Here is a 25,439-nt window from a genome sequence, read left to right as displayed (position 1 = left end):
TGTCATCTGCGAATTGAAGGGACTATTTGCCTGGCACCGGGCTCCTGCAACGATTGCTAGCTATCGCGAGGTACAGGTTATCGAGGAGAGTACGAGGCAGGATGGGATGGTGTTGTTGCCTGATGGCCAGCAGCCAATCACCGAGATAGAAAGGCTATGTCCAAAACACAGATACAAAAAGCCCCAGACAACGAGGTTGTCTGGGGCTTCTCTGAAGATGGCGGAGGAGGTGGGATTTGAACCCACGGATGGTCGCCCATCGCCGGTTTTCAAGACCGGTGCATTCAGCCGCTCTGCCACCCCTCCGAACGGCGTGCATACTACGTCAAGCCCTTGTTCATATGCAATACATATTTGTTCTGGAACAATGGGCTACAACTGGTTGGAGAGCCGCTTGAAATCAGCACTCGTCATCCTTACATTCAGTGCATACAATGCGTTAACGAAGCGGAATGTGCCGCCTCAACCCGGAAATCAAGAGGACATCAAGATGGATACCCGTTCTATCTACACTGGCACCCAGAGTGCCGTGCGTGACACCAACAAGGTGCTGCGCAATACCTACATGCTGCTTTCCCTCACTCTTGGCTTCTCTGCCGTGGTGGCCGGGGTTGCCACCGTGATGAACATGCCGCCCCTGCACTGGGCCGTGTTCCTGATCGGCGTATACGGGTTGATGTTCCTGACCCAGAAGAACCGCGACAACGGCATGGGGCTGGTGTTCACCTTCGCCCTGACCGGTCTGCTTGGCTACAGCCTGGGCCCCATCATCAACATGTACATGAACAATGGTGGTGGCGAGATCGTGATGACCGCGCTCGGCGGTACCGCGCTGACCTTCTTCGGGCTGTCGGCCTATGCCCTGACCACCAAGCGTGACCTCTCCTTCATCGGCGGCATGCTGTTCGTCGGTTTCTGGGTACTGCTGGTGGCCATGGTCGCCAACATCTTCCTGCAGATGAGCGCCCTGAGCCTGGCCCTGTCCGCCATGTTCATGCTGTTCTCCTCCGGCGCCATCCTGCTGACTACCCAGCAGATCATCCGCGGCGGCGAGACCAACTACATCTCCGCGACCGTGACCCTGTATGTCTCCATATACAACATCTTCCTGAGCCTGCTCAGCCTGCTCGGTGGCAACCGCAACTAAGCACAACCCGTGCAGAAAACCCCGCTTCGGCGGGGTTTTTATTGGCCGCTCACCCTGCTAGGGTGGAAGCTAGTCGGCGCGAAACCTTGCATGAAGAACGCGGCCCTGATTTGGATCAGGGCTCTTTCGTGACCGACGGACTATCCTCTCGCTTTCGATTTGCTCAAGGGTTGCACCTATCCCATGCCCATGGACTTCTCTACTCTACTTCGCCGCCTGCTAAGCGACAGCCGTATCGATTTCACTGCACTCAAGGATGGTGTCTCCCATGCCCATTGATCTCGCGGGCCTGCTGCGCCGTCTCCTTAGCGACAGCCATATCTACTTTGCCCTCAAGGTGTTGCTGGCCATAGTGGGGCTGCTCGCCTTCGCCCTGGTAAGCGGCGACATCTCGCTGACCGTGTTGCTCTCCCTCGGGGTAGTCGCGGGCGCCATTGCCGAGACAGACGACAGCCTCTGGGGCCGGGTCAAGAACCTCGCCATGACGCTGGTGTGCTTCCTGTTTGCCTCCCTCTGCGTGCAGTACCTCTTCCCCACTCCCTGGCTGTTTGCCCTGGGGCTTGCCGGATCGACCTTCATCTTCGTGATGGTGGGGGCGCTCGGCCAGCGTTACGCCACCATCAGCTTCGGCGCTCTGCTCATCGCCATCTATACGATGCTGGGGGCCGCCAAGGCGCCGGATCTCTTCTACCAGCCGCTGGCCCTCGGCGCCGGCGCCCTCTGGTACGGGCTGGTGTCGCTGCTCTGGCTCTGGCTCTTGCCCTACAAGACGCTGCACGAGCAGCTCGCCCAGAGCTACTTCGCCCTCGGCCGCTACCTGCTGGAAAAATCCCGTTTCTTCCCGGCCGACGAACACGGCTCCCAGGCCATTCGCCACAACCTGGCCCAGCTCAACATCAACCTGGTAAACGCCCTCAATCTGACCAAGACGGCGCTCAACGCCCGCCTCAGCACCCGCCATCAGGCGGCGCCCGAGCTCGCCAGCCTGCTGCGCCTCTATTTGCTGGCGCTGGAAATTCAGGAGCGCGCCACCTCCAGCCACTACCCCTACAGCAAGCTGGAGGCCGAGCTCAAGCAAGGCATCGTCCTCGACGGCTTCCAGGAGGTGTTTCTGCAACTCTCCGAGGCGTGTCAGCAGCTGGGCTACGCCATCCTGGTACACAAGCCCTACGTCCATCACAAGCGCATCCACTGGACCCTGGAGGCCCTCGGCGATCAGTTGGAGTTCACCCATCTCAAGCAGCACTATCCCAAGACGCTGCTGACGCCGATGAAGTTCCTGCGCCGCAACCTCGCCAACATCAACCAGCTGCTGGCAAGCGCCGAGGAGTTGCAAAACCCGGCCCTGCCCCCCCAAAGCCTGCCCATCCTGGCGAGACCTGCGCCCCTGCCGCTGCTGACCCTGTTCAAGCAGCACCTGACCCCGAACTCCATGGTGTTTCGCCACGCCCTGCGCCTCACCCTGGGGCTGGTGGTCGGCTATGGCATACTGCAGGCGTTCCATCTGGACAAGGGCTACTGGATCCTGCTAACCGTCTTGTTCGTCTGTCAGCCCAGCTACAGCGCCACCCGGCGCCGGCTGGTGCAACGGATGCTCGGCACCTTCGCCGGCATCCTGATCGGCGTGCCCGTGCTCTGGCTGTTCCCCGAGTTGCATCTGCAGCTGGGGATCATGGGACTCGCCGCCTTCCTGTTCTTCACCCAGGTGCGCAGCAACTACAGCGCCGCCGTCTGCTTCATCACCCTCTATGTGCTGATGGCGTTCAACCTGCTGGACGGCATCGGCTTCGCCATCCTGGGCCCGCGCCTGCTCGACACCTTCCTCGGCTGCCTGCTCTCCTACGCCCTGGTGGCCTGGCTGTGGCCGGACTGGCAATACAAGCGGCTGCCCAGCCTCATCGCCAATTCGCTGTCGGCCAACGCCCGTTATCTCTCTGCGGTGCTCGCCAGCCTGCATCGCCAGCGTGACGAGTCCCTCGACTACCGGGTCGCCCGCAAGTGTGCCCATCTGGCCGACAGCGAGCTGGCCATGGCCTGGCAGAGCATGCTGGTGGAGCCGAGCAAGCGCCGCCGCTTCCTCGAACTCTGTTTTACCCTCACCTGGCGCAACCACGCCCTGCTCTCCTACATCTCGGCGCTGGGGGCCCATCGCGACAAGCTCGAGCCTATCCCCGAGCTCGACGAGATCAGCCGCCACATCAGCCATACCCTGGAGAGCGCCGCCGGCCACATGGCGGGTGAGATGCCGGCGCAGCTCGAGGGCCAGTGCCCGCTCATCGCCCCGGACAGCAGCGAGGAGCAGCTGATGCTGACCCAGCAGCTCAACCTCATCAGCCAGCTGGCGGACGAGCTGCTGGAACTCGCCAACGAGAGCCGGTTGCTCACGAGAGATCAAGACGCTACCATGCCCGCCCAATCCCGATAGCCTTATTTGCGAGGAGCCCCCTATGTCTGAGCCGCAGTCTGAACATCATCAGCTGGCATTCAATGGCCACACCATCGAGACCGATGCCAAGGGTTATCTGCGTCACATCGAAGACTGGAGCGAGGCGCTGGCACTGGTGCTGGCCGAGCGGGAAGGCATAGTGCTGGAGGAGCCGCACTGGGAAGTGGTGCGCTTCGTGCGGGCGTTTTATCTGGAGTTCAACACCTCCCCCGCCATCCGCGCCCTGGTCAAGGCAATGGAGAAGCAGTACGGCCCCGAGAAGGGCAACAGCCGCTATCTCTACAAACTGTTCCCGGAAGGACCCGCCAAGCAGGCCACCAAGATAGCCGGCCTGCCCAAACCGGTGAAATGCATCTAAAAACCAGCCCGGTCTCTCGCCGAGAGACCCTGAACGGGTACCAAAAAAATACCGCGCCCATCTGTGAAATGAGGCGCGGTATTTTTTTGTTCGGCGTTCGTCAAACCCGCATCAGGGGTTGTATGCCACCACAGAGCCACCAAGCCCGGTCATCTGGCTTATTTTGCTCTGCATGCCCTGCAGCTTGGCCTTGGACACATCCGGCCCGACGAAGACCCGGGTTATCTGGCCTTGCACCGGTGTTCGGGGTGAGGTCTGAGCCGAGTAGCCCGCCGCCCGCAGTTTGCTCACCAGGGCATTGACACTGTCTGCGTTCTTGAAGGCGCCGAGCTGCAAGATCCAGCTGCCCTGAGCAGGGGCCGCCGCGGCAGGTGCCGGAGTAGCCGGGGTCGTCATCTTGCTCGCGATGAGATCGTCCATGGACTTGATCTGACCCACCTGCGGCTTGGTTTCCACCGGTTTCTTCACCTCGACCGGTTTGGGGGGAACCGGTTTTGGCTTGGGCTGCTCCACCGGTTTCTTGGCAACCACCTCGGGCTTGGGCTGAGGCTGGGCAACCGGCTGGGTCACGGGCTGCTGTGCCTGGGCGGCTGACGGCTGATTGGCGGCCAGGGTCACGGCACCGCCGATCTCCTCGACCTGCCACTGCTCGGCCGCCGCCGCCTGTTGCTGGCTGGCGACGTGGTCCGCCGGCAGGGTGCTGGCGGCCGAGACCTGCAACGCGGGCTTGGCCGGCTCAAGCTCGGGACGCAACGGGATGTTGGCAAAGGCCTCGTCCTTTTGCTCCAGCTTGTTGCCGTCCATCAGATCCGGCAGAAAAATGACAACCAGGGCGACCAGAATAACGGTCCCCACCAATCTGTTTTGAAACTTCGAAGCCAAGTTAATTTCCACCCATGTTACTTAGAACCTACTGCTATTTTGCGGACACCAAACTCAGGCATTCACCGCCAGCACGTCGGCGACAGTGTAAAACGAGCCGAAGACAATGACCATATCATCAGGACTCGAAACGGCCAGCGCAGCCCGATAAGCCTCAGTCACCGACTCAAACAGCACGGCCGGCCCCTGCTCGCCCGGCGTTGCAACCAGGAGTGCGGCAGCCAGCTGGGCTGACGTGGCGGCGCGCGGACCCTGCAGGCTCGCGAGATGCCAGTCGTGGATAAGATCGCCCAGCTCGGCAAGGGAACCCGCCATGTCCTTGTCTTTGAGCATGCCGACCACGGCACGCCGTTTCCCCTTGCAAGGGATCAGGCGCAACTGGCTCGCCAGATAGGCCGCCGAGTGGGGATTGTGGGCCACATCGACGATCACCAGAGGCGCGCTTTGCAGCCGCTGCATCCGCCCGGCCAGCCGAGCCTCCGCCAGCCCCTGCCGGATGGCCGTCTCCGGCAGCGGCAGTCCCAGGGACTCCAGCGCCGCCAGCACGGTCACCGCGTTCATCAGCGGCAGCGCGGGCTTGGGCAAGCCCTGCCAGTGGTGCAGGCCGTGGTAATCCCAGCCCTCGTCGTGCTCATCGGCAAAAAAGTCCACCCCGACCTGACGCAAGCAAGCCCCCAGACGCAGGGCTTCGCTCGCGATGGTCTCAGGTGGGTTTGGCTCGCCGCTGATGGCGGGTTTACCCGCACGATAGACACCGGCCTTCTCCACCGCCACCGCCTCGCGGGTATCCCCGAGCCAGTCACAGTGATCCAGCGCGATGGAGGTGATCATGGCGACATCGGACTCCACCACGTTGGTGGCATCGAGCCGACCGCCCAACCCCACTTCCAGCAGCAGCACGTCCGGCGCGGCGCGCCCGAACAGCCACAAGCCCGCCAGGGTCGCAAACTCGAAGAAGGTGAGCGCTATCTCGGCGCGGGCCGCTTCCACCGCGGCGAAGGCGTCGCAGTGATCTTGCTCTGAGAGCTCCTCACCATCGATCCGCACCCGCTCGGTGAAGCGCAGCAGGTGCGGCGAGGAGTAGACCCCCACCTTGTACCCGGCGGCCATCAGTATGCTGGCCGCCATGGCGCAGGAGGAGCCCTTGCCATTGGTGCCCGCCACCGTGATCACCTTGAAGGGCAGCTCGGTGAGGCCCATGCGGCGGGCGACGGCGCCGACCCTGTCCAGCCCCATGTCGATGTTGACCGGGTGGATCTGCTCCAAATAAGAAAGCCAGTCGACCAGCGACCGGCTTTGGGAAGATTGCATCTGTGAACTCATCTTACTCTTCGATGACTTGGGTGTTCATCAGCTTGGCCAACAGGCTGGCCAGGCGGTTGCGCATCTCGCGGCGGTCGATGATGAGATCGATGGCGCCTTTCTCCAGCAGGAATTCGGAACGCTGGAAGCCTTCCGGCAGCTTCTCGCGCACCGTCTGCTCAATGACCCGCGGGCCGGCGAAGCCGATCAGCGCCTTGGGCTCGCCCACGTTGATGTCACCCAGCATGGCCAGGCTCGCGGAGACGCCACCCATGGTGGGGTCGGTCAGTACAGAGATGAAGGGCAGACCCGCCTTGGTGAGCCGGTCCAGCGCCGCACTGGTCTTGGCCATCTGCATCAGGGAGAACAGAGCTTCTTGCATCCGCGCCCCACCGGAGGTGGAGAAGCAGACCAGGCCGCGACCTTCCTTGATGCACTCCTCGACGGCGCGCACGAAGCGGGCACCAACCACGGAGGACATGGAGCCACCGATGAAGGAGAACTCGAATGAACAGGCGACGACCGGCACCCCCTTGAGGGTCCCCTTCATCACCACCAGCGCATCTTTTTCTCCCGTCTCTTTCTGAGCGGCAGACAAACGATCCTTGTAGCGCTTGGAATCCTTGAATTTCAAGATGTCCTGCGGCTCCAGCTCGGCCGCGACTTCGCTGCGGCCTTGCTCGTCGAGGAAGCTCTCGAGGCGGGCGCGGGCGCGGATCCGCATATGATGATCACACTTGGGGCACACTTCGAGATTGCGCTCCAGTTCTGCCCGGTAGAGCACCTGTTCGCAAGCGGTACACTTGGTCCACACCCCTTCCGGAATGTTGTGACGACGCGGTGTAGTGATCTTGCTCTTGGGAAGGATCTTCTCAAGCCAGCTCATGGAATTCCTTAATGCTTTTGTGCCTGACAAAACGCATCGGGCCTTGGTAGTTCAATGACTTACGGCGCGATGGCAATAAATGACGGATCATTAAACCACAAATTTTCGGGGCCAGTTACTAAAAACTGGTCGTACCCGGTGCCGAGTCCGGCAGCCAGAGCGGGCCGAGTGGCAACTGCGGCAGGGCGAACTCCGCCGGGTAATCCACGTCCACCAGATAGAGGCCCCCCGCCTTGGCGGTCGGCCCGGCCAGATTGCGATCCTTTGCCGCCAGCACCTCGGCAATCCACTCCACCGGTTTGAGGCCCTGCCCCACCAGCAACAGGGAGCCGGTGATGTTGCGCACCATGTGGTGCAAGAAGGCGTTGGCCTTGATGTCGAGCACGATGTAGGGGCCGGAGCGGCTGACGCACAGGTGGGTCACGTTGCGCCAGGGGGTGTTGGACTGGCAGGCGATGGCCCTGAAGGTGCTGAAGTCGTGCTCCCCGAGCAGACTCTGGCCCGCCTGGTGCATCAGCGTCGCGTCTATGGTCTCGTGGTAGTGGCTGACGCCACTGCCGAGGATGGCCGGGCGATAGTTGTGGTTGTAGATGACGTAGCGGTAGCGACGGGCGGTGGCGCTGAAGCGGGCGTGGAAGCTCTCGTCCACCTCCTTCACCCAGCGCACGGCGATGTCCGGCGGCAGGTTGGAGTTGAGCCCCAGGGTCCAGGCCCCCTCGGCGCGGTTGGCGTGGGTATCGAAATGGATCACCTGGCCGGTGGCGTGTACCCCGGCATCGGTGCGACCGGCGCACTGGATGGACACAGGGTGGTTGGCGATGCGGCTGAGGGCAGTCTCCAGCTCGGCCTGTACGCTGATCACTTCTCGCTGACGCTGCCAGCCGAAATACCGGCTGCCGTCATATTCAATACCTAGGGCAATTCGCATGGATGACACTTGTCTTATGGGAAACGGTGAAAGAAACGGGGCGGATTATACGCGCTTGAGTCAAAAAGTCCCAAACCTGCCAGATCCTGGCGACCCGGCACAGGCCCCATAACAAAGAGGGCAGCCCACGGGCTGCCCTTTTCATCGTCACAAGCGCCTTAACCCAGGCGTTTGAGCAGCCTCTCGGCTTCGGTGCGCTGGTGCTCGCTGCCCTGGGCCGCGGCCTCTTGCAGCAGCTCGCGGGCGCTCTCCTTGTCGTCGATCTCGAGGTAGGCGCGGGCCAGATCCAGCTTGGCTCCCACCCCGCCATCGTCCGCATCCACATCGAAACCTGTGGACTGGGGCAACACCTCGGGAAAACCATCCAGCCCCACGTCCAGGGAGAAGCCCTGATAAGGCTCCTGCTCCGAATTGCTGGCGTTGGCCTCGGCCAACAGCTTGTCGATCTCCACGTAGTCGTTCGCCTGAACCTGCTCGCGGGGCTTCACCTCGCCCGGATGAGAGTCCACCTCGGTGAAGGCATCCTCGAAATCGGCGAGGGCCAGCTCGTTGGGATCCCAGGCCGACGGTTGGGCAGCGCCCTTGGCCTGCGTCGGTTCGAGTCCGAGCTCGGCCAGCATGTCGTCCACATCGCTCTTGCCGTAATCAGCCGCTTCACTCTTCGCCGTCGGCGCCTTGTCGGCGGGCTCGTCGAAGGCTGAGCCAAAATCGCTCAGATCGAAATTGGCGAGCTCCTCGTCACGGCGGTGAGCGGTGGCCGTCGACAGCTGATCCTGGGCCAGATCCGTATCCAACTCCGCATCCAGCTCGGCAAACAGGGCGGCTTGCAGCTCCTCCTCGCTCATCAGGTCATCGGCCGGATCATGCCTGGGCTTGGGGGTATCGAAGGCGCCCTCGTGGGCCAGGTCGAGCTCGGGCACCAGATCCGGATCCCGGTTGGCCGTGGCCACCGCCGGCTCGATGTCGAAGGCGGAGAGCGCCAGATCCCCATCGTCGCTGAAGATGACATCGTGGGATTCTGTGAATGCCGCGGGGTCATCCGGCACATTGAGATCCGGCCTAGGGTGCATGGGTTCATCGTCGGCGATGCCGACCGTCATCAGCTGATCGAACTCGCTGCTCTCCTCCCCCATCACCATGGCGGTGGATTCGGACAGGCTCTTCTCCTGCTCTTCCAGCTCACGGCGAGCGCGGGCCCGCAACCAGAGTGTCACCAGCGCCAGCACCAGCAGCACGGGCAACAGGATGATCATGGCGAGGTTGAGCGGTGAGGCAAGCAGCTCCATCAGCCAGTTCTGCTTGTGTACCGGGGCCACCACCGGCGGTACCGGCTTGGCCTTGAGCTCGGCCACCTCTTTCTCGAGTGCAGTCTGATCCAGCAGCTGGGCCTTGAGGGTCTCCACCTCTTCGGTCAGGGATTGCAACCGCAGCTTGAGCCTGTGGTTCATCTCGGTGACCTGACCGAGCTGGGCATTGGCATCTTCCAGCGCCAGCGCCATCTCGGTGGAGGGCTTGCCGACCGGGGCCGCGACATCCGCAGGCAGAGGGGCTGGCACGCTGGCCACGGCCGCGCTGGTGGCCACCGCCGCGCTCGGGGCTGGCTCGGCAACCTTGACCTCTGCCTTCACTTCGCTCGCCGCGGGCGGCGTGCCGACCTTGGCCGTGGCCACGGGGATAGGCGCAGCCTTGGGCGCCGTGGCGGCGGAGGCCTTGGTGGGCGCGGCGGCGACCTGAGTCTCGACCGGCTTGGCGGGCTGGGCATGTTTGTTGGCCAGGTATTTGGGGCTCAGCCCCTTCCAGCTGGCGTTGTCGCTGTTGAAGCGCTGGCGAGCCTGGGCATCGGTGATGCGGCTGGCCTCGGCGGCGCTTGGCAGCAGAATGCGGGAGCCCACCAGGATGTGATTGATGTTGCCATCGGCAAAGCTGCGGGGATTCTTGTCGTAGATCGCCACCATGGTCTGGTAGACGCTGACCCTGTTGGAGGGTCTGTGCTTGCTCGCCAGGCTCCAGAGGGTGTCGGCAGGACGGACGGGGCCATAACTGCCCGCCTGGGCGGGGGCGACCTGACGCACTATGGGCTGCGCCTTGGGCAAGGCGACGGGAGCCACGGGCAGGGCCTGAGGCTGTGGTTGCACAGCGGGTGGCGGTGAGCCATCCGGCCCCTTGAGCTCGACAAAGAAAGGCTCGCGCCCCGCCTCGTCGGCCTGAACCGTGCCCAGAAGACCCAATGCGAGTAGCGTTGCCAGCGTTATGCGGGAATGTCCCATGTTCGTTCCTTCGTATGATGGCCCTATCACATTGAAAAATCTGGATAGTTACCCCAAAACAATCGGCTCAATATAAATCAGGCGCCAGTCTCAAGCCAGCGATCCGACATATTTAGCGTTCAACTCGTGCCCGGCGCACGCCCAATGCGGGCCTGCGTACCGGACAGAGTGTAGAAAAAAACTTAATCGACTGATCTCACGCAACATTCCCAACACCGGAGACTGCGTGTCTGGTCACACCTGGAAACGCGGATCCGAGGCGGGGCTCCTTCCCCGCCACCGGGCAACCCCCTGGCTTAGAGGTAGTCACGCACCAGCAGCTCGGCGATCTGCACGCTGTTGGTTGCCGCGCCCTTACGAACGTTATCGGCCACGATCCACATATTGATACCGCTCGGGTGAGAAATATCCTGGCGCACCCGGCCGACCAGCACCTCGTCCTTGCCGGTGGCGTCGCGCACCGGGGTCGGGTAGTCGGCGTCGTCATCGAACAGGGTGACGCCCGGGGCGTTGCGCAGCAGCTCCTTGACCTGATCCGCATCCAGCGGCTGATGCAGCTCGACGTGCACCGCCTCGGCGTGACCGTAGAACACCGGCACCCGCACGCAGGTCGGGTTCACGGCGATGTTGGCATCCCCCAGGATCTTCTGGGTTTCCCACACCATCTTCATCTCCTCACGGGTGTAACCGTTGTCGGTGAAGGCGTCGATCTGCGGGATCAGGTTGAAGGCGATCTGCTGCGAGTAGAGGGTCGGCTCCACCGGACGGCCATTGAGCAGGTGTGCGGTCTGGCCAGCCAGCTCGCTCACCCCTTCCTTGCCGGAGCCCGAGACGGACTGATAGGTCGCCACGTTGATGCGGGCGATGCCCACCTCGTCGTGCAGGGGCTTGAGCGCCACCAGCATCTGGATGGTGGAGCAGTTCGGGTTGGCGATGATGTTGCGGTTGCGGAAATCCGCCAGCGCGTCCGGGTTCACTTCCGGGATCACCAAGGGGATGTCTTCGTCGTAACGGAAGCAGGAGGTGTTGTCGATGACGATGCAGCCCTGCTCGGCGGCGATCGGTGCCCACTTGGCAGAGATCTCGGCCCCGGCGGAGAAGAGCGCGATCTGCACCTGGCTCCAGTCAAACTCCTCCACGTCCAGGATCTCGCGGTTCTTGCCACCAAAGCGCACCGTATCACCGGCGCTGCGGCTGGAGGCCAGCGGATAGAGGGTGGCGACCGGGAAGGCACGCTCCTCCAGGATCTCGATCATGGCCTGACCCACGGCGCCGCTCGCGCCCAATACCGCTACGTTGAATTGCTGACTCACTGATGTTCTCTCCTGTGATGATGACGGTGACGGCTGGCGCCACCGCTGGCAGGCAGACCTGCCTGATATGAGGGCTGGGGAGTCGACCTGGGCCGACTCGGGCCGGGCGACATCGCCCTGGCCGATATGGGATCCGGGCTAGCCTGGCCGGACCATGAAACCGAGCCGGGCCAGCGTCTCGCCGGCGAAGGGGCCACACACCTGCAAGGAGGATAGCTCCCGTCGCTCCGGGTAATGTTTGCGCTGCTCATCGAAGCTGCCGGGCTGCTCAATCCGGTTGCGAAAACGGGCGTCGTCCCGGCGCACGTCATAAATAAGGTGGACGAGCTGCTTGATGAGCGCCTGATCGCTGGCCTGACCCGGCGTCAGCTCACGCACCTCGGGGGCAGGCAGCAGGGCTTGCAGATCCTGGCGCGGCGTGCGCCCAAGCTGCTGGCAGAGCGCCTGATACAGCATCCAGGTGCCGCGCGCCTTGCCTTCCAGGCTGTAACCCGCGATGTGCGGGGTCGCTATCTCGGTATGGGGCACCAGGGCACGCAGGGGCTCTGGTTCTCCTTCCCAGACGTCCATCACCAGTCGCAACGGTACATCGCTCTGCTGGCGGGCGAGCAGGGCCTGGTTGTCCCACACCTCGCCCCGGGAGGCATTGATGAGGAACTGCCCCGCTGGCCTTGCCGCAATCTCGCTCTCCCCCAATAAATGGAAGGTCGCGTCCAAACCGGTGCGGGTCAGCGGCACGTGGAAGCTGACGAAATCGGCCTCGAGCGCCGTCTGGTAATCCACAAAGCCCGCGGCCCCTTCAGCCCTGGCACGGGGAGGATCGCAGCGCAGCACTCGCATGCCGAGCGCCTCGGCCTTGCCCGCCACGCACTCGCCGGTGTTGCCCGCACCGATGACGGCGAGGCTCATCTCGCACAGCGCCAGCTCATGGCGCTCCGCCAGCACCAGCAGGGCGGACAGCACATAGTCACCGACCGAAACTTTGTTGCAACCGGGGGCGCTGAAGAAGGGGATGCCCCGCGTTGCCAACAGCGACTTGTCGATGTGATCCGTGCCTATGGTGGCGGTGCCGACGAAACCGAGCCGTGGGCTGCTCGCGAGGAGCGCGGCATCGACCCGGGTCACCGAGCGCACCAGCAGCACATCGGCGTCCTGCAGATCCGCCGCCGAGATCTGCCGTCCGGGCAGAGAGACCACCTCGCCGAACTCGGCAAACAGCTCCCGGGCATGGGGCATATTTTCATCAACGACGATTTTCATCAGTTTCTCTTATGAGCTTGAGGGTCACAACCGGCCACAGGGGCGCCATTCTAGCGCAAAGCGCCTCGAGTTTCAGATGCTTATTCTCGACTCGCCAGGGCCATGGCCCGTGCTCGGTGCACCCCGCTGCCACCCGGTCCATGGTGCTTTACCTCAGAGAGGCGGCCCGCGTGCACCGCAGTGGCGGGATCCGCCGCGAACGGGGATTTGTAACCGCATGTTGTTGTCCCTGCCCCGCGACTTGACCCGGGGATCCTGGCTGGCACAATGGCGCCTCTTTTTTAGCGGCCGCCGGGCCGCCCCGTTAAGAGCCTCGTCATGACAACGCCACCCTCTTCGCTGCCGCGCCGTCAGGTGCTGGCTTTCAGCGCCGCCCTGATCCTGCCGCTGATGCTGCTGGCCTGCCTGCCCTGGCAGCCCTTCATGAGCCATGCTCTGCAATCGGGCTGGCTGTGGTGGCCCTATGCCCTCACCCGCATGGTGGACCTGCCCGGCCTCGCCGTCACCCTCGCCGCCCTGCTGCTGCTGACCCGACACAAGCTGACGCTGGAGAGATCCGCCCTGCTGGCCCTGGGGGCGGCGCTGTTTGCCGTGCTGGCGGGGGATTGGGTGATCAAGAGCCTCATCAAGCAGCTGACCGAGGAACCCCGCCCCTATCTGCTCTGGCTGGAGGGTCAGAACCTCATCCCCGCCATCCGCCAGTTCTACGCCGCCAGCGCCGAGCTGCGCAGCGAGCAGGTCCACGCGGCGAGCCAGTTGCTGGCGCTGCCCCAGTGGCTCGGCAACCACTGGCAGGGGGAGGTGAACTACGCCTTCCCCTCCGGCCATAGCATCGCCGCCATGAGCCTCGCCCAGTTCTTCGGCCTGATCTGGCTGGCCCGCGCCCCGCGCGGGGTCTGGTTGCTGCCGCTCTGGGCCGTCGGCATCGCCCTGTCACGCACCCTGATCGGCATGCACTGGCCGCTGGATGTGCTGACGAGCGCCCTGCTCGGCAGCCTGACCGCCCTGCTGGCCGCCCGTTGGTGGCTGCACCGTTACTGACCCAGTACCTATGCGGTAAGGACACAAGGCACACTCTGTTTAACAGGCAGCCTGACCCATCTGCTTCTGGCCGCCCGCCGGTGGCTGCACCGTTACTGACCCGTCAGCAAGATACGCACGCATCAATGATAACGGGCACCCTGGGGTGCCCGTTATTCTATCCGTCGTGCGGGCTATCAGCCCTTGCTCTGCCAGCCCTGGGGGTACTTGTAACCCTGGAAACGCTTGGCGGCGTAGGCCTTGAACTCAGGGGAGTTATAGGCGGCCGCCACATCCTTGGCGAACGGCTTGGCCGCGTCATCGCTCTTCACCACCACCCAGTTGATGAAGTCGTAGCTGCGCTCGAGGAAGAGCCCCTCACTGAACGGGATGCCGCTCGAGGCGGCGAAGTTGCCGTTGATGACGGAGAAGTCCACGTCTTCACGGGAGCGGGGCAGTTGCGCCGCCTCCAGCAGCACCAGCTTGATGTCGTGGGGATTGCTCACCACATCGAACTCGCTCGCCTTGAGGGGGTTGATCCCCTCTTTCAGGGTGAGCCAGCCGAGATCTTGCAGCATCAGCAGGGCCCGCGCCTGGTTGGTAGGGTCGTTCGGGATGGCGACGGTGCTCCCCTCTTTGAGCGCCTTCAGCTCACCCAGCTTGCCCGCATAGAGCCCCATGGGACCGGTCGGCACCTGGGTGATGGGGGCCAGGGACAGGCCCCTGTCTTTGGCGAAGCTCTCCAGATAAGGCTTGTGCTGGAAGCAGTTCACATCGAGCGAACCGTCCGCCAGGGCGATGTTGGGGGTCACGTAGTCGGTGAACTCCACCAATTTCACCTTGTAACCCTTGGCCTCCAGCTGCGGCTTGATGGAATCGGTCACCATGTCGGCAAAATCCCCCACCGTGGTGCCGATCACGATCTCCTGCTTGGCGGGATCGGCGGCAAGGGCGGTGAAAGAGACGCTGCTGGCGAGCAGAGCAAGGGCGGAGAGCTTGAAGAAGGAACGGCGCTGCATGGGGACTCCTTGTCGTACTGATCATCGAAACGGTGGCCGGGTTGCGGTCTTTGCCACAACGAGCAGAACCACCACAACCATCTAGCCATCCAAATGGCTAATTGCAGCCACAATAACAGAGCCTTTCGACTTCGCCAAGCAACAAAATCGGGCAAGCTTAACCGGAAGATAGTTAAGCCCCCCATGTCCCCAGTGCAAAAAATCTTTGATAAACCACACAGTTATCGCATGGCCCCTCCACTGGCGGGGCTCGGCTGACCTATGGTGGTGTTGGGGTGTCGCCAGGTTCGGGCAACCCAGCAGGCTCGCCGGGAGAGAACGGATGGTCTGCAACTTGCGGGGAAGTGAGGCGGGAAATTCGTTCACACTCGGCAATCCGAGTGCAACAAGCTGATCTCAACAATCTGGGCCCAACAAAAAAGCCCCGCGGTCATCGACGGCAGGGCCTTGGGAATGCACGAGCGATCACATCGCTATCGTCGGATTACTTGACCGCCTTGCTGGCGTTCTCCATCGCCTGCTTCTCGGCGGCCCCCAGGATGGCGGTCTGGCGATTCTGCTCCGCCAGATAGCAGGTGTCCTTGCTGACTCCCTGCGCCTGGCAATCCGCCATGCGTTGCGCCGGGCTGGAACAACCGGCCAGGAGGCCGATCAGGGAGACAAACAGGATTATTTTCTTCATGGTGATACCCATCGTTAATAAAATATCGTCCAACTACGAAGGCATGGTCATTCCCACTACAGAGACCGATGACAGCCGATGCCGCTCGCCACGTCGGGCGAGCACGACTGGTGACCCGTCTCATGGCGCGGATACTAACTCCGCCCGCCGGGGGCGTCAGCGCAAAAGTTGTTTCGAGATGTACGAGGCAATGGGTCTCAATATGGCGCCCTTTCTCATCCGCTATTTATCGAGGAGACAGTAATGCTGAAGAGCAACCAGACCGGCCTGCTGGTCGTCGACATTCAGGGCAAGCTGGCCCGGTTGGTGGAGGGGAGTGAGGAGCTGATCGCCAACACGGCGCGGCTGGTGCAGGGGGCGCAAGCCCTGGGCTTGCCGGTGATCTGGCTGGAGCAGAATCCGGACAAGCTAGGTGCCACCGTGCCCGAGCTGCAGCCGCTGCAAGCCAGCAGCCCTGTGCTTCCCAAATTCAGCTTCGGCGCCCTGGGGGAGCCACAAGTGGCGGCGGTCCTCGCCCAGAGCGGGGTGAAGCACTGGCTGGTGTGCGGCATCGAGGCCCATATCTGCGTCTACCAGAGCGTGCTGGGACTGCTCGATAGCGGGGCCAGCGTCTCGCTGGTGACCGATGCGGTCTCATCCCGCGATCCAGCCAACCGGACGCTCGCCATCGGCCAACTGGCGGCACGGGGCGCGGCCCTCACCTCGGTGGAGATGTGTCTCTACGAGCTGATGGGAGATTGCCGCCATCCGGCGTTTCGCCAGATCCTCTCCTTGGTGAGATAAGCGCCATGATGGATAACATGGCGCCCTTTATGTTTGGTCTGTTCGCTTTCCAGGTCGCACTGGTAGTCACCATGATCGGCATGGCGGCGACTCGTCTCTATCTGGGCTGGCTCTGGCTTGGTTCCATGCTTTTTTACGCGCTCTGGTGGCTGCTACTCGGCTATCCCCCACTCCTTCCCGAGGGGTGGCCAACGCCGTCCCAATAAATAGCACCGAGGCCTGGGCCAATCACAATGACTCCCCCTCCCCCAATCGCTCTTGCAGATAGTCATAACCGCCGGCGCCATCCGGCACGAAGCTCAGGCGGTGGCTGAGGCCGGGGGGCGCATCCTCGGCGTGATGGGAGACGAACAACAGCTGGGTGCCCTCGCCGATGAGGCGCACCACCATCTCCCGTACCAGATGGCGGTTGAGGGGATCCAGCCCCTGCAGCGGCTCATCCAGGATCAGCAGCGGCGGATGCTTGACCAGGGCGCGGGCGATGAGCACCAGCCGCTGCTGGCCGAAGGAGAGGCTGTGAAACGGCAAGGCCCCCTGCTCCCCCAGCCCAAGCAGGGCCAGCCACTGGTTGGCGAGGGCCAGCTGGCGATCCCCGGGGCGGCTGTAGAGGCCGATGGAGTCGTAGAAGCCCGACAAGATCACCGTCTGCACCGAGCAGTTGACGCGATAGTCCAGATGCAGGGCCGGGCTGACCAGCCCGATGTGGCGCTTGATCTCCCAGATGCTCTCGCCGCTGCCCCGGCGCACTCCGAAGAGATGCAGATCGTTGCTGTAGCCTTGCGGATGATCCCCGGTGATGAGGGAGAGCAGGGTCGACTTGCCCGCGCCGTTGGGGCCCACCAGTTGCCAATGTTCCCCCTCCGCTATGGTCCAGTCGAGCCCGTCGATGACCACCTGCTCCCCGTAGGCAACCCGCAGCTTGCGCATCTGCACCCGGGGACCCGTAGGCAAGGGAGTGGGGGCCGCCGGGGGCGGCGGCAGCTCCGCCAGGGTTCCTTCGACCCGTGCCAGCTGGGCCACTTCCCGGCTCCCCAGCACGGCCGCGCGCTCTCCTGCCAGCAGCAGGCAGCGCTCCCCGAGCAGGCCGAGGTGGCTGGCAAAGGGGGGGATCTCGTCGAAGCGGTTGACGATCACCACCAGCCGCAGCCCCTCCGAGGCCAACTGGGCCAGCAGCACCATCAGCTCGTGGCGCGAGCCCTGATCCAGTCCATCGAACGGCTCGTCCAGCACCAGCAGCTCCGGCCTTGCCAGCAGGGCGCGGGCCAGCAACAGCTTGCGCCCCTCGCCACTGGAGAGATAGCGGTAGGGTCTATCCCAGAGCCCTTCGATGCCAAAGCGGGCCAGCAGGGCCCGCGCCTCAGGCTCCTCCCCCTCCTCCAGCATCAGGCTGGATACCTGATAGCCCGCCTCCTCCTCTTCCCCCAGCATGTCGGTGTTGCGCCGCTGATAATCCCGCTCGCCGAGTTGCTGCTGGGATTCGAACGACAGGCGCGCCGCCGCCAGTTGCCCCCGGGCCTGCCCCGAGTGCAGGGCGAGCTCGCCGCACAGGGCCGCGGCCAGCGCCGTCTTGCCGCTGCCGTTGCTGCCGACGAAGGCCCAGCACTCCCCCGGGGAGAGGGTCAGTTCGGGAATGAAGAGGGTGCGATCGCCGCGAAGGGCCAGCCTGGCCGAGTGCCACTGCAATAGGGTCATGAGTCCATCCTGTTAACCTGTCTGTCGCTACCTTAACAGGGATCGTGGCGGACAGCAGCCATGGACGGCACAGGGGAAGACGCAGAACAGATAGCCCTGGCACGGGTTAAAAACAGGGCGATCTATAGACAAAAAGATCACTAGCGATGGATGCGAATAGCTCTCAATAAAACATGATCTTGGTCGCATTTATACCCCCATATGGACTTAAATGAGATTTATATGAACCCCTTCACAACTATTGAACAGAGAGCCTTTTGAATCGTAATTTCTCATGTATAGATGCCAGCGCACCTCGGACGGTGCGCCCTTAAGATGGAGTTTATCAATGAGAAAAACATCACTAGCGTTGGCAATCACGGCCCTGCTCTCGGCCCTGCCTGTCACCTCGGTTCAGGCGACAGAGAGTTGTGCCCCCCTCACCGGCAGAGAAGCCAATCTGGATACCGGCCGCGCCAGCGCAGAGCGCTGCCTGCCCGGCATCAATCCTCTACAGGATCAGCAGTGGCACCTGCTCAACAGCGGTCAGGATTCCTTCAGCGCCCGTGGCGGCGTGGCGGGCAATGACCTCAACCTCTGGTGGGCCCACCGCACCTCGGTGCTCGGCCAGGGCATCAACGTGGCCGTGGTAGACGATGGTCTGGCCATCGCCCACCCGGATCTGGCGGACAACATTCGCCCCGGCTCCAAGAACGTGGTGACCGGCAGCAATGATCCGACCCCGACCGATCCGGACAGTGCTCACGGCACTTCGGTCTCCGGCATCATAGCCGCGGCCGACAACGCCATCGGCACCCGGGGGGTGGCGCCTCGCGCCCAGTTGCAGGGCTTCAACCTGCTCGACGACAATAGCCAGCAGTTGCAGCAAGACTGGCTCTATGCCCTCGGCAGCAGCCAGGCCAGCCGTGACAACCGCGTCTTCAACCAGAGCTACGGCATGAGCCTGGTCGACCCGCAAGGGGCCAACGGGCTGGATCAGGTGCAACTCGATCGCCTGTTCGAGCAGATGACCCAACAGGATCAAGGGGCGGCCTATATCAAGGCGGCGGGCAACGGCTTCAGCCGCATCGCCGCCGGCAACTATGTGCTCAACCGCACCGGCGGCGAGCTCAGATTGCCGTTTGAAAACAGCAACATCGATCCCTCCAACAGCAACTTCTGGAACCTGGTGGTCAGTGCCAGCAACGCGGATGGCGTGCGCTCCTCCTACTCGAGCGTCGGCAGCAACGTGTTTCTGACAGCCCCGGGCGGCGAGTACGGCACCGCCTCCCCGGCCATGGTGACCACCGACTTGCCCGGCTGCGACATGGGCTACAACCGGGTAGACGATCCCAGCACCAACCGGCTGCACGGCAACCCGGCGCTGGATGCCAGCTGTGACTACAACGGCACCATGAACGGCACCTCCTCGGCCACCCCGAACACCGCCGGCGCCATGGCGCTGCTGATGTCGGCCTATCCGGATCTGTCGGTGCGGGATCTGCGGGATCTGCTGGCGCGCAACGCCACCCGGATCGACGCCAATCAGGCGGCGGTACAGCTGAGCTACAGGGCGGCCAACGGCCAGCAACGCCAGGTGACCGGGCTGGAAGGCTGGGAGCGCAACGCCGCCGGGGTCTGGTTCAACCCGACCTATGGCTTTGGCCTCATCGATGTGAACAAGACCCTGGCGAGCGCCGCCACCCACAACCCCTTGCCGCCGCTGGTCCAACTGCCGTGGCAGAAGGTGACGGTGCAGGATCGCGCCGCGGGCGCCATCCCGGATCTGGGCAGCAGCCCGACCACCTCCAGCACCCGGGTCAGTCAGCCGCTGACCGTGGAAGCGGTGCAGGTGCTGGTCACCCTGGATCACCAGCGTCTGCCTGACTTGCTGATCGAGCTGGTCTCCCCCTCCGGCACTCGCAGCGTGCTGTTGAACCCCAACAACAGCCTGGTGGGGCAATCCCTCGACCGGCAACAGCTGGGATACGTGCGCACCAAGGGGCTGCGCGACATGCGCATGCTCTCCCACAAGTTCTACGGTGAATCCGCCGAGGGAGAGTGGCAACTGGCGGTGACCGACGTCGCCAGCGGCACCCGTCAGGTCTCCTTGTTCAATCGCGGCACCAATGTGCGCAGCACCCTGACCGAGCGCAACAACAGTCAGCCGGGTCAACTGCTCAACTGGTCCCTCAAGGTGATCGGCCATGACGCAGCCCCTCTCTAACTTGCACAGGAGTCACAACATGAAACACAGCTTACTCAGCCTTGCCCTGGCAAGCCTGCTGGCCTCGGTCTCTATTCAGGCCGCGGCCGACGAGTCGGTGGTTGTCGATGGCAAGCAGTACCGCACCATAGAGGTGAACGGTCAGACCTATCTCACGCCGGATAACGGCAGCAAGAAGCGCGTCGCCCGCAGCCTGGACGGCCAGGCAACCCAACCCAGCCTGCGCAGCGGTGACGTCTTGTTGCAGGGGGTCGCCAGCCCTGAGCTGATTGTCAGCGGCACCCTGCTGGTGGCGGCCGAGGACGCCGAGGCGAAGGCGCTGGCGAGCCGTCACGGTCTGCGCTTCAAGCAGAGCAGCGGCGGCATCGCCCTGTTGGAGGCCAAGCCCGGCACCGATCTGAACGCCATCGCCAGCCAGCTGAAACAGGAGGGTATAGAGGTGCAGATCGAGCTGGGGGGCGCCCAGCAGCAGCCCAAGTGAGCTAGCATCCGATCCCGCGGGATCATCTCAAAGGGGCCGCTGGCCCCTTTTTCATGGTCGGCCAGCCGCCGATGGATGTGGTGAGAGAAGAAGCCAGGATCCTGGCGATGGAAGATGGCCCGCATCTGGGCACCCTCTGCCACGCCTCGCGCCCGGCCGGCAAACGGGCGCGGTCAACTCCCACCAGCACCACCGTAGAGAAGGGGGCAGGGTTGTCCCATCAAAGACCTGTGGCGCGATAAATGCGATCCTTGCCATCTTGCTTGGCGCGGTACAAAGCCTGATCGATCTGCTCCATCAGCTCTTCCGGAGTGCGCCCCTCGGCCGCACCGATGCCGCCGCTGAAGGTTACCTTCATCGCATCATCCCGCCATTTCATCTCACCCACCCCTTGGCGCCACTGTGTCATCAGCCACTCGGCCTCGGCCAGGGTGCAATGTTCGAACAGGGCGACCAGCTCCTCGCCACCATAGCGGCACAGGGACGCCGCATTGGCAAGCCGCTCCTGCCCCAGCGAAGCACAACGGCGCAACACCACATCACCGACGCCATGGCCATAGCCGTCATTGATGCTCTTGAAATTGTCGAGATCGACCAACGCCAGCACGAACGACCTCCCCTCGCTGTGCAGTTGCCTGAGCCGTTCATCCAGGAAGCGTCGATTGTAAAGGCCGGTCAGCGCATCCCGGTTGGCCGCATCGTGTGACGCCTGCAAGCGATCAGAGACCAGATTCAGCTCCTCGTGCAGCTCCGCTATCTCCGGAAAATCGGGCAAAATCATCGTTGCTCTCTCCTGCGTCGAACTCAAACGCAGCAGGCGCACCATCTGGATAAGCCCCCCGATCAGCGCCGACAGGCGCAAGCGAAAGAGGATAGCCATCACGGTGAACAGAGCGCTCGATAACAGCAGCAGCACCATGACGGCACCACCCCCCACCACGGCCACCGCGTCTCGCCTCGGCTGCGTCGTGATGGCCAGTATGTTCGAGCGCCCCGGCAGAGCCTGATAAGCCACATACTGACCGACCTCATCCGAGAAGAAGGTGCCGGATGCTCCCTCCAGCCGCGCTATCCAGGGATAGGCGATGACCTGACCATTGAACTCGGCCTGTGAATGGACCAGGATCTGACCCGTGCTTCGGTCAAACAGCAGGTGATTCAAGCCGTTGTCCCGGTAGAGCATGGTGCTGAGCCGCTGCGACCAGGCGGGCAGGTTGATATCGAGGCTGATGACGCGATCCTTCACCCCCCCAAAGGGTCTTAGCCGATGGGAGACGGTCAGGGTATAGGCCCCGGTCAGCGCATCCTGATAGGCCCCGGTCCAGCTGAAGTCGGACGTTCTGAGCGCCCCCTTGAACCAGGCACGGCTGGTCGCGTCAAGCTTGGTGGCGTCCCAGGCCAGATCCTGCTCCTCGTTGTTGGAAAAGCTCTGTCCGCTCGAATCGGCGTAGAAGATCAGGTTCAGCTGATTGCCGAGTGTCACCTTGCCATTCCATAGGTTGCGACTGAAGGCTTTGGTCTCTTCGGAGAAGGTCAGGGGGCGCAGCTGGTCGGCATTGACCTCGGTGGCCAGCACCTGCTCTACCTGCTCGAGGCTCTCCTCTTCGGCGATCGCAATGGCGTGGTTGAGAATGATCAACTTCTGCTCCACCCCGGCGCGATGGTTAAAGATGGAGAGTGCAAACACACCCCCGATCCCCAGCAGCATGGGCATGGCCAGTAACCAGAAGTATTTGGTACTAAAAGCATATTTGGTCGTTGGACGGACAGTGTGAGACATGCAGGAAACCCTCGATACATCCCATGGTATGGTCCCCGACCCGCTCGCTAAAAAGCAGGCATCTGTCCGCCTTGTCCATATTGGCGACATGGCTCACTCAGGTCAGGGAAATTCATTGATGCACAACGACATCACACCGATATTGATATCAGCATCAATGTATGGTGATTCATCGCCGTTGCTTCCTGTTTATAAGATAAGGGGCGTTGGCGTTTTATTTTCTACATATCCATATTAACCACGACCGAACACACCTAATAGGTACTCACCTCATTCCTTTGGACCAAGGAGGTTATTCAGATATCACTGACTCGAGATGAGATTGCGTGATAATTTGGCCCGCCAATAAAAACCCTGCCCCTGAACATAACCATGCAACTTGACGAAGGAGAGATGATGCTTGTTTTCGATCCCTTCGATGATCACATTGTCATGTCCCCACGCAGCCGTGAGCCTGGTCATAGCGCTGCCATCACACCGGGTGAAGCTGCGCCAGAAGAACTGTTTATTGACTCTGATGCCATCGAACAATGCTGATGATACATGGTCCATAGACAACAATGATTCGTCGGCATTGTTTATCCATAACTTGACCCCTGACTGTCTGAGCCTCGCCATATTACTCAACGCCGTATCAGAGATGCCGCCGGCTATATCCGTCATCTCAAAGGCCATGCTCAGCCCGAAATCCGATATAAACGAAATGAAGTCTTCCCAAGATATAAAACATTCCATCAACTCCATATCGACACTGAGAAACGCCGTGTGATAGAGGCTACTGTCGTTTTTATGCAGATCTTGGAAAAACGCCAGTTGCTGTATGAATAGCCATGCGGCGTAGGGGGTGGTCATGCTGTTGAAATCGGCTTTGGAGAAAACTGCCTTATGTTCTGAAAATGAAATAACTGCAACTGCCATAATATCCCCGGCACGGAAATTGGCAATGGGTTCAATTGTGTGCCTGACATAATGAGAACCTTTGGCGCCATGGCTTATGGTGATCGTCATCCGCTATTATCCCTCCTGAGTGGCGTGGATAGAATAGGGTGACAGTCACCAGACAATGACGACGAAAAGCAACTCGAATGAGTCACCACATCATCTCTGATATCCACCCCAAACATGGCCACCGCTTTACCAACCCATGCCATGACCCTGTCTGGCTCACCGGTATCTTCCCTTATACGGGGCTATTATCAATTCTATTGCTGTATCCAGACTGAATCATTTTATGCTCACAAATAAGGCGATCGGTGAATGGCCATGACATCACTCCGCCACCAATTAACAATAAGGTTGTTATATAACAATGACATATGAGCACGCAACTGAGAGAAGGGGAAAGAATGAGCAAGATGAAAAAAATGAACTTTCAATATTTTTTGGCATTAAACTCTGAGTTCATTACATTAATTGAAACCAAGGATCACCGCGAGAAAACGCTTTCAAAGTCAGTCTTTATTTCATGACGAGGAGATAGCCCATAAGAAGCCTGGCATCTGATAGGTTCCCATAACCCTCTTATTGCTTTATTTGATATTCAGGTGCTATCGACAGCGGTGACGAATGTTATTTCCATGGAAAACGGCGCCATTGCGGCGCCAATTCATCATTGTTGGGTTGTATCAGCCCGAGCTCAGCCAGCCTTGTGCCGCTAGGTGATAAAACCCGGGCCATCGGACGGGCTTCGCATACTCTGGCCCGAACGAGGTCGATATAAGGACGCTGAGTTATCTTCGATGGGCGGGTCCCTGCATGGCTTCAGTGCCAGTGGGCATGCCGCGACAGTTTCGCTCGCCAATGAAATCCCTGCCCTTGCACCAGTCCCCGGGCCCTGACAAAGGAGAGGTGGTGCCTGTTCTCGACGCCCTCGACGATGACGCTCTTGTTGCCCCAGACCGTGAAAGCATGCTCCATAAAGGCCGCGTCATTCCTGTTGAAGCATTGCCAGAAGAAGCGCTTGTTTATCTTGATGCCGCTGAAGGCGTGCAAGATATCGGCAGGCACCTTGTACAAGGCGTCATCGGCATTATTCAGCCAGAGCGTCACTCCCAGCTCCTTGAGCTGCAGGAGACGCTCCAGAGCCGGCGCTGACATGCCATCGACCAGGCTGGCCGTGTCGCAGCCGATGCTCAGCCGGAATTGGAGGATGAAGGGGACGAAGTCTTGCCATGACAACCAGTGCTCAAACAGGCTGGGGGGCACGTTGACAAAGGCCGCACGGTAGAGCTGGGGATCGTGCTTGTTCAGCTTCTGAAAAAACGCCAGCTGTCTCGTCAGCAGCGAGACCATGGGGTACTGCTCGACATCGCCAAAGTACGACTGATCGAGCAGAGCCCTGCTCTCGGAGAATGAGCAGACTTCAAATGACAGAATATGGCCGGCGTCGAGCTCGACGATGGGCTCCAGGGCGTGCCTGATGGCTCCTAACTGTGCCCTCTCCATATGGTCAGTCATGGCTATCCTCGACAGTGAATCCAGAGCGGTAGGGGTAAAATATGTAGCCGGCTCTGGCGACCGTCACCAGACAGCGGCAATCCTGATCCACCCTGCGCAAGAGCTTTCTGATATTGGACAATGCCACCGACACCGTATTTTCACACACTATCCTGCCATGCCAGACACTGTTCAATATTTCATCCTTGGATACCAGATATCCACTGTTGCTGACCAGATATCGGAGAACGCTGGCTTCTCTCGAACCCATTCTTATTATTTGACTCTGCTGCGTACCGGCAAAATACAGAAAGGTAAAAGTCCCATTCATTAAATCAACGACGATGCTTTTGTCCTTGTTTACCAGATAAGTTGCCGCCGCGCGTTCTTTGCGCTCTTTTATCATTTCAAATTCATGCATAACCAGCCTCCGTGTTCACCGTAACCGACGATCTTGCATCCTCTCTGTGCTCCGCAATGACTCACCCAATCGTCGTATTCAGGCTGAACAACGGTATTCTCACAGAAGTGGTGCGTGAATTGATGATAAT

22 protein-coding genes and 1 tRNA gene are annotated in these 25,439 nt (G+C 61.5%); 8 read left to right on the top strand and 15 right to left on the bottom strand.

Features of this window, described 5'->3' with window-relative positions:
• Positions 1-218: 218 nt before the first annotated feature.
• Positions 219-306: transfer RNA gene (locus MM194_RS13475), tRNA-Ser, on the bottom strand.
• 184 nt (positions 307-490) lie between these two features.
• Between MM194_RS13475 and MM194_RS13470 the strand changes: the two genes are divergently transcribed.
• From MM194_RS13470 to MM194_RS13460, 3 genes are all read left to right on the top strand, one after another.
• The gene (locus tag MM194_RS13470) at positions 491-1,147 is read left to right on the top strand and encodes a Bax inhibitor-1/YccA family protein (protein ID WP_241343815.1); all 657 of its coding nucleotides are present in this window, start codon (positions 491-493) and stop codon (positions 1,145-1,147) included.
• A gap of 268 nt (positions 1,148-1,415) precedes the next feature.
• Entirely contained in the window at positions 1,416-3,572 is a 2,157-nt protein-coding gene (yccS, locus tag MM194_RS13465; RefSeq protein WP_033130922.1) for a YccS family putative transporter, read from the top strand.
• A 22-nt stretch (positions 3,573-3,594) separates the two neighbouring features.
• On the top strand, positions 3,595-3,951 hold the full coding sequence (locus MM194_RS13460; RefSeq protein ID WP_033130921.1) for a TusE/DsrC/DsvC family sulfur relay protein: 357 nt from the start codon (positions 3,595-3,597) through the stop codon (positions 3,949-3,951).
• 111 nt (positions 3,952-4,062) lie between these two features.
• Here MM194_RS13460 and dedD read toward each other — a convergent pair whose 3' ends face one another.
• The 7 genes from dedD to MM194_RS13425 all read right to left on the bottom strand — a co-directional run bounded on the left by dedD (position 4,063) and on the right by MM194_RS13425 (position 12,789).
• Positions 4,063-4,833 (bottom strand): cell division protein DedD, encoded by a 771-nt coding sequence (gene dedD / locus MM194_RS13455; protein WP_033130920.1) that lies wholly within the window; start codon positions 4,831-4,833, stop codon positions 4,063-4,065.
• Between the two features lie 54 nt (positions 4,834-4,887).
• The gene (gene folC / locus MM194_RS13450) at positions 4,888-6,156 is read right to left on the bottom strand and encodes a bifunctional tetrahydrofolate synthase/dihydrofolate synthase (RefSeq protein ID WP_241343814.1); all 1,269 of its coding nucleotides are present in this window, start codon (positions 6,154-6,156) and stop codon (positions 4,888-4,890) included.
• 1 nt (position 6,157) lies between these two features.
• Complete coding sequence (gene accD / locus MM194_RS13445; RefSeq protein WP_033130918.1) at positions 6,158-7,021, bottom strand: acetyl-CoA carboxylase, carboxyltransferase subunit beta; 864 nt, start codon at positions 7,019-7,021, stop codon at positions 6,158-6,160.
• 118 nt (positions 7,022-7,139) lie between these two features.
• The gene (gene truA, locus MM194_RS13440; RefSeq protein WP_033130917.1) at positions 7,140-7,949 is read right to left on the bottom strand and encodes a tRNA pseudouridine(38-40) synthase TruA; all 810 of its coding nucleotides are present in this window, start codon (positions 7,947-7,949) and stop codon (positions 7,140-7,142) included.
• A 158-nt stretch (positions 7,950-8,107) separates the two neighbouring features.
• Positions 8,108-10,216 (bottom strand): FimV/HubP family polar landmark protein, encoded by a 2,109-nt coding sequence (locus tag MM194_RS13435; protein ID WP_241343813.1) that lies wholly within the window; start codon positions 10,214-10,216, stop codon positions 8,108-8,110.
• Positions 10,217-10,512: 296 nt separating this feature from the next.
• Complete coding sequence (locus MM194_RS13430) at positions 10,513-11,529, bottom strand: aspartate-semialdehyde dehydrogenase (protein ID WP_241343812.1); 1,017 nt, start codon at positions 11,527-11,529, stop codon at positions 10,513-10,515.
• 138 nt (positions 11,530-11,667) lie between these two features.
• Positions 11,668-12,789, bottom strand: a complete 1,122-nt coding sequence (locus MM194_RS13425; protein WP_241343811.1) for a 4-phosphoerythronate dehydrogenase — start codon at positions 12,787-12,789, stop codon at positions 11,668-11,670.
• A 318-nt stretch (positions 12,790-13,107) separates the two neighbouring features.
• Here MM194_RS13425 and MM194_RS13420 point away from each other — a divergent pair, with 318 nt between their 5' ends.
• Entirely contained in the window at positions 13,108-13,830 is a 723-nt protein-coding gene (locus MM194_RS13420) for a phosphatase PAP2 family protein (protein ID WP_241343810.1), read from the top strand.
• Positions 13,831-14,006: 176 nt separating this feature from the next.
• On the opposite strand, the gene MM194_RS13415 is transcribed toward MM194_RS13420, so the two are convergent.
• Both MM194_RS13415 and MM194_RS13410 read right to left on the bottom strand, forming a co-directional pair.
• Positions 14,007-14,828 carry a MetQ/NlpA family ABC transporter substrate-binding protein gene (locus MM194_RS13415; protein ID WP_241343809.1) on the bottom strand — a complete coding sequence of 274 codons (822 nt, stop codon included), beginning with the start codon at positions 14,826-14,828 and terminating at the stop codon, positions 14,007-14,009.
• Positions 14,829-15,312: 484 nt separating this feature from the next.
• Complete coding sequence (locus MM194_RS13410) at positions 15,313-15,510, bottom strand: hypothetical protein (protein ID WP_241343808.1); 198 nt, start codon at positions 15,508-15,510, stop codon at positions 15,313-15,315.
• A 243-nt stretch (positions 15,511-15,753) separates the two neighbouring features.
• Here MM194_RS13410 and MM194_RS13405 point away from each other — a divergent pair, with 243 nt between their 5' ends.
• Positions 15,754-16,293 carry an isochorismatase family protein gene (locus MM194_RS13405; protein ID WP_241343807.1) on the top strand — a complete coding sequence of 180 codons (540 nt, stop codon included), beginning with the start codon at positions 15,754-15,756 and terminating at the stop codon, positions 16,291-16,293.
• A gap of 5 nt (positions 16,294-16,298) precedes the next feature.
• Positions 16,299-16,499, top strand: coding sequence for a hypothetical protein (locus MM194_RS13400; protein ID WP_241343806.1), 201 nt, complete (start codon positions 16,299-16,301; stop codon positions 16,497-16,499).
• Positions 16,500-16,521: 22 nt separating this feature from the next.
• Here MM194_RS13400 and modF read toward each other — a convergent pair whose 3' ends face one another.
• Complete coding sequence (gene modF / locus MM194_RS13395; RefSeq protein WP_241343805.1) at positions 16,522-17,985, bottom strand: molybdate ABC transporter ATP-binding protein ModF; 1,464 nt, start codon at positions 17,983-17,985, stop codon at positions 16,522-16,524.
• A gap of 328 nt (positions 17,986-18,313) precedes the next feature.
• Here modF and MM194_RS13390 point away from each other — a divergent pair, with 328 nt between their 5' ends.
• Both MM194_RS13390 and MM194_RS13385 read left to right on the top strand, forming a co-directional pair.
• Positions 18,314-20,191, top strand: a complete 1,878-nt coding sequence (locus MM194_RS13390; protein ID WP_241343804.1) for a S8 family serine peptidase — start codon at positions 18,314-18,316, stop codon at positions 20,189-20,191.
• A gap of 19 nt (positions 20,192-20,210) precedes the next feature.
• Positions 20,211-20,672, top strand: a complete 462-nt coding sequence (locus MM194_RS13385; protein ID WP_241343803.1) for a hypothetical protein — start codon at positions 20,211-20,213, stop codon at positions 20,670-20,672.
• Between the two features lie 220 nt (positions 20,673-20,892).
• On the opposite strand, the gene MM194_RS13380 is transcribed toward MM194_RS13385, so the two are convergent.
• The 4 genes from MM194_RS13380 to MM194_RS13365 all read right to left on the bottom strand — a co-directional run bounded on the left by MM194_RS13380 (position 20,893) and on the right by MM194_RS13365 (position 25,309).
• Complete coding sequence (locus tag MM194_RS13380; RefSeq protein ID WP_161785829.1) at positions 20,893-22,452, bottom strand: sensor domain-containing diguanylate cyclase; 1,560 nt, start codon at positions 22,450-22,452, stop codon at positions 20,893-20,895.
• A 303-nt stretch (positions 22,453-22,755) separates the two neighbouring features.
• Complete coding sequence (locus MM194_RS13375; RefSeq protein WP_033130907.1) at positions 22,756-23,460, bottom strand: EAL domain-containing protein; 705 nt, start codon at positions 23,458-23,460, stop codon at positions 22,756-22,758.
• Positions 23,461-24,213: 753 nt separating this feature from the next.
• Positions 24,214-24,909: an EAL domain-containing protein gene (locus tag MM194_RS13370; protein WP_033130906.1), complete on the bottom strand. Its 696-nt coding sequence runs from the start codon at positions 24,907-24,909 to the stop codon at positions 24,214-24,216.
• The gene (locus tag MM194_RS13365) at positions 24,902-25,309 is read right to left on the bottom strand and encodes a winged helix-turn-helix domain-containing protein (RefSeq protein ID WP_033130905.1); all 408 of its coding nucleotides are present in this window, start codon (positions 25,307-25,309) and stop codon (positions 24,902-24,904) included. Before MM194_RS13365 ends, MM194_RS13370 begins: the two co-directional genes overlap by 8 nt.
• Positions 25,310-25,439 lie beyond the last annotated feature (130 nt).

Source organism: Aeromonas sp. MR16, from assembly GCF_022549315.1.
Taxonomy (GTDB): Bacteria; Pseudomonadota; Gammaproteobacteria; order Enterobacterales; family Aeromonadaceae; genus Aeromonas; species Aeromonas aquatica.
The sequence above is the reverse complement of the archived record's forward strand: the minus strand, read 5'-3'. Positions and strand labels throughout refer to the sequence as shown.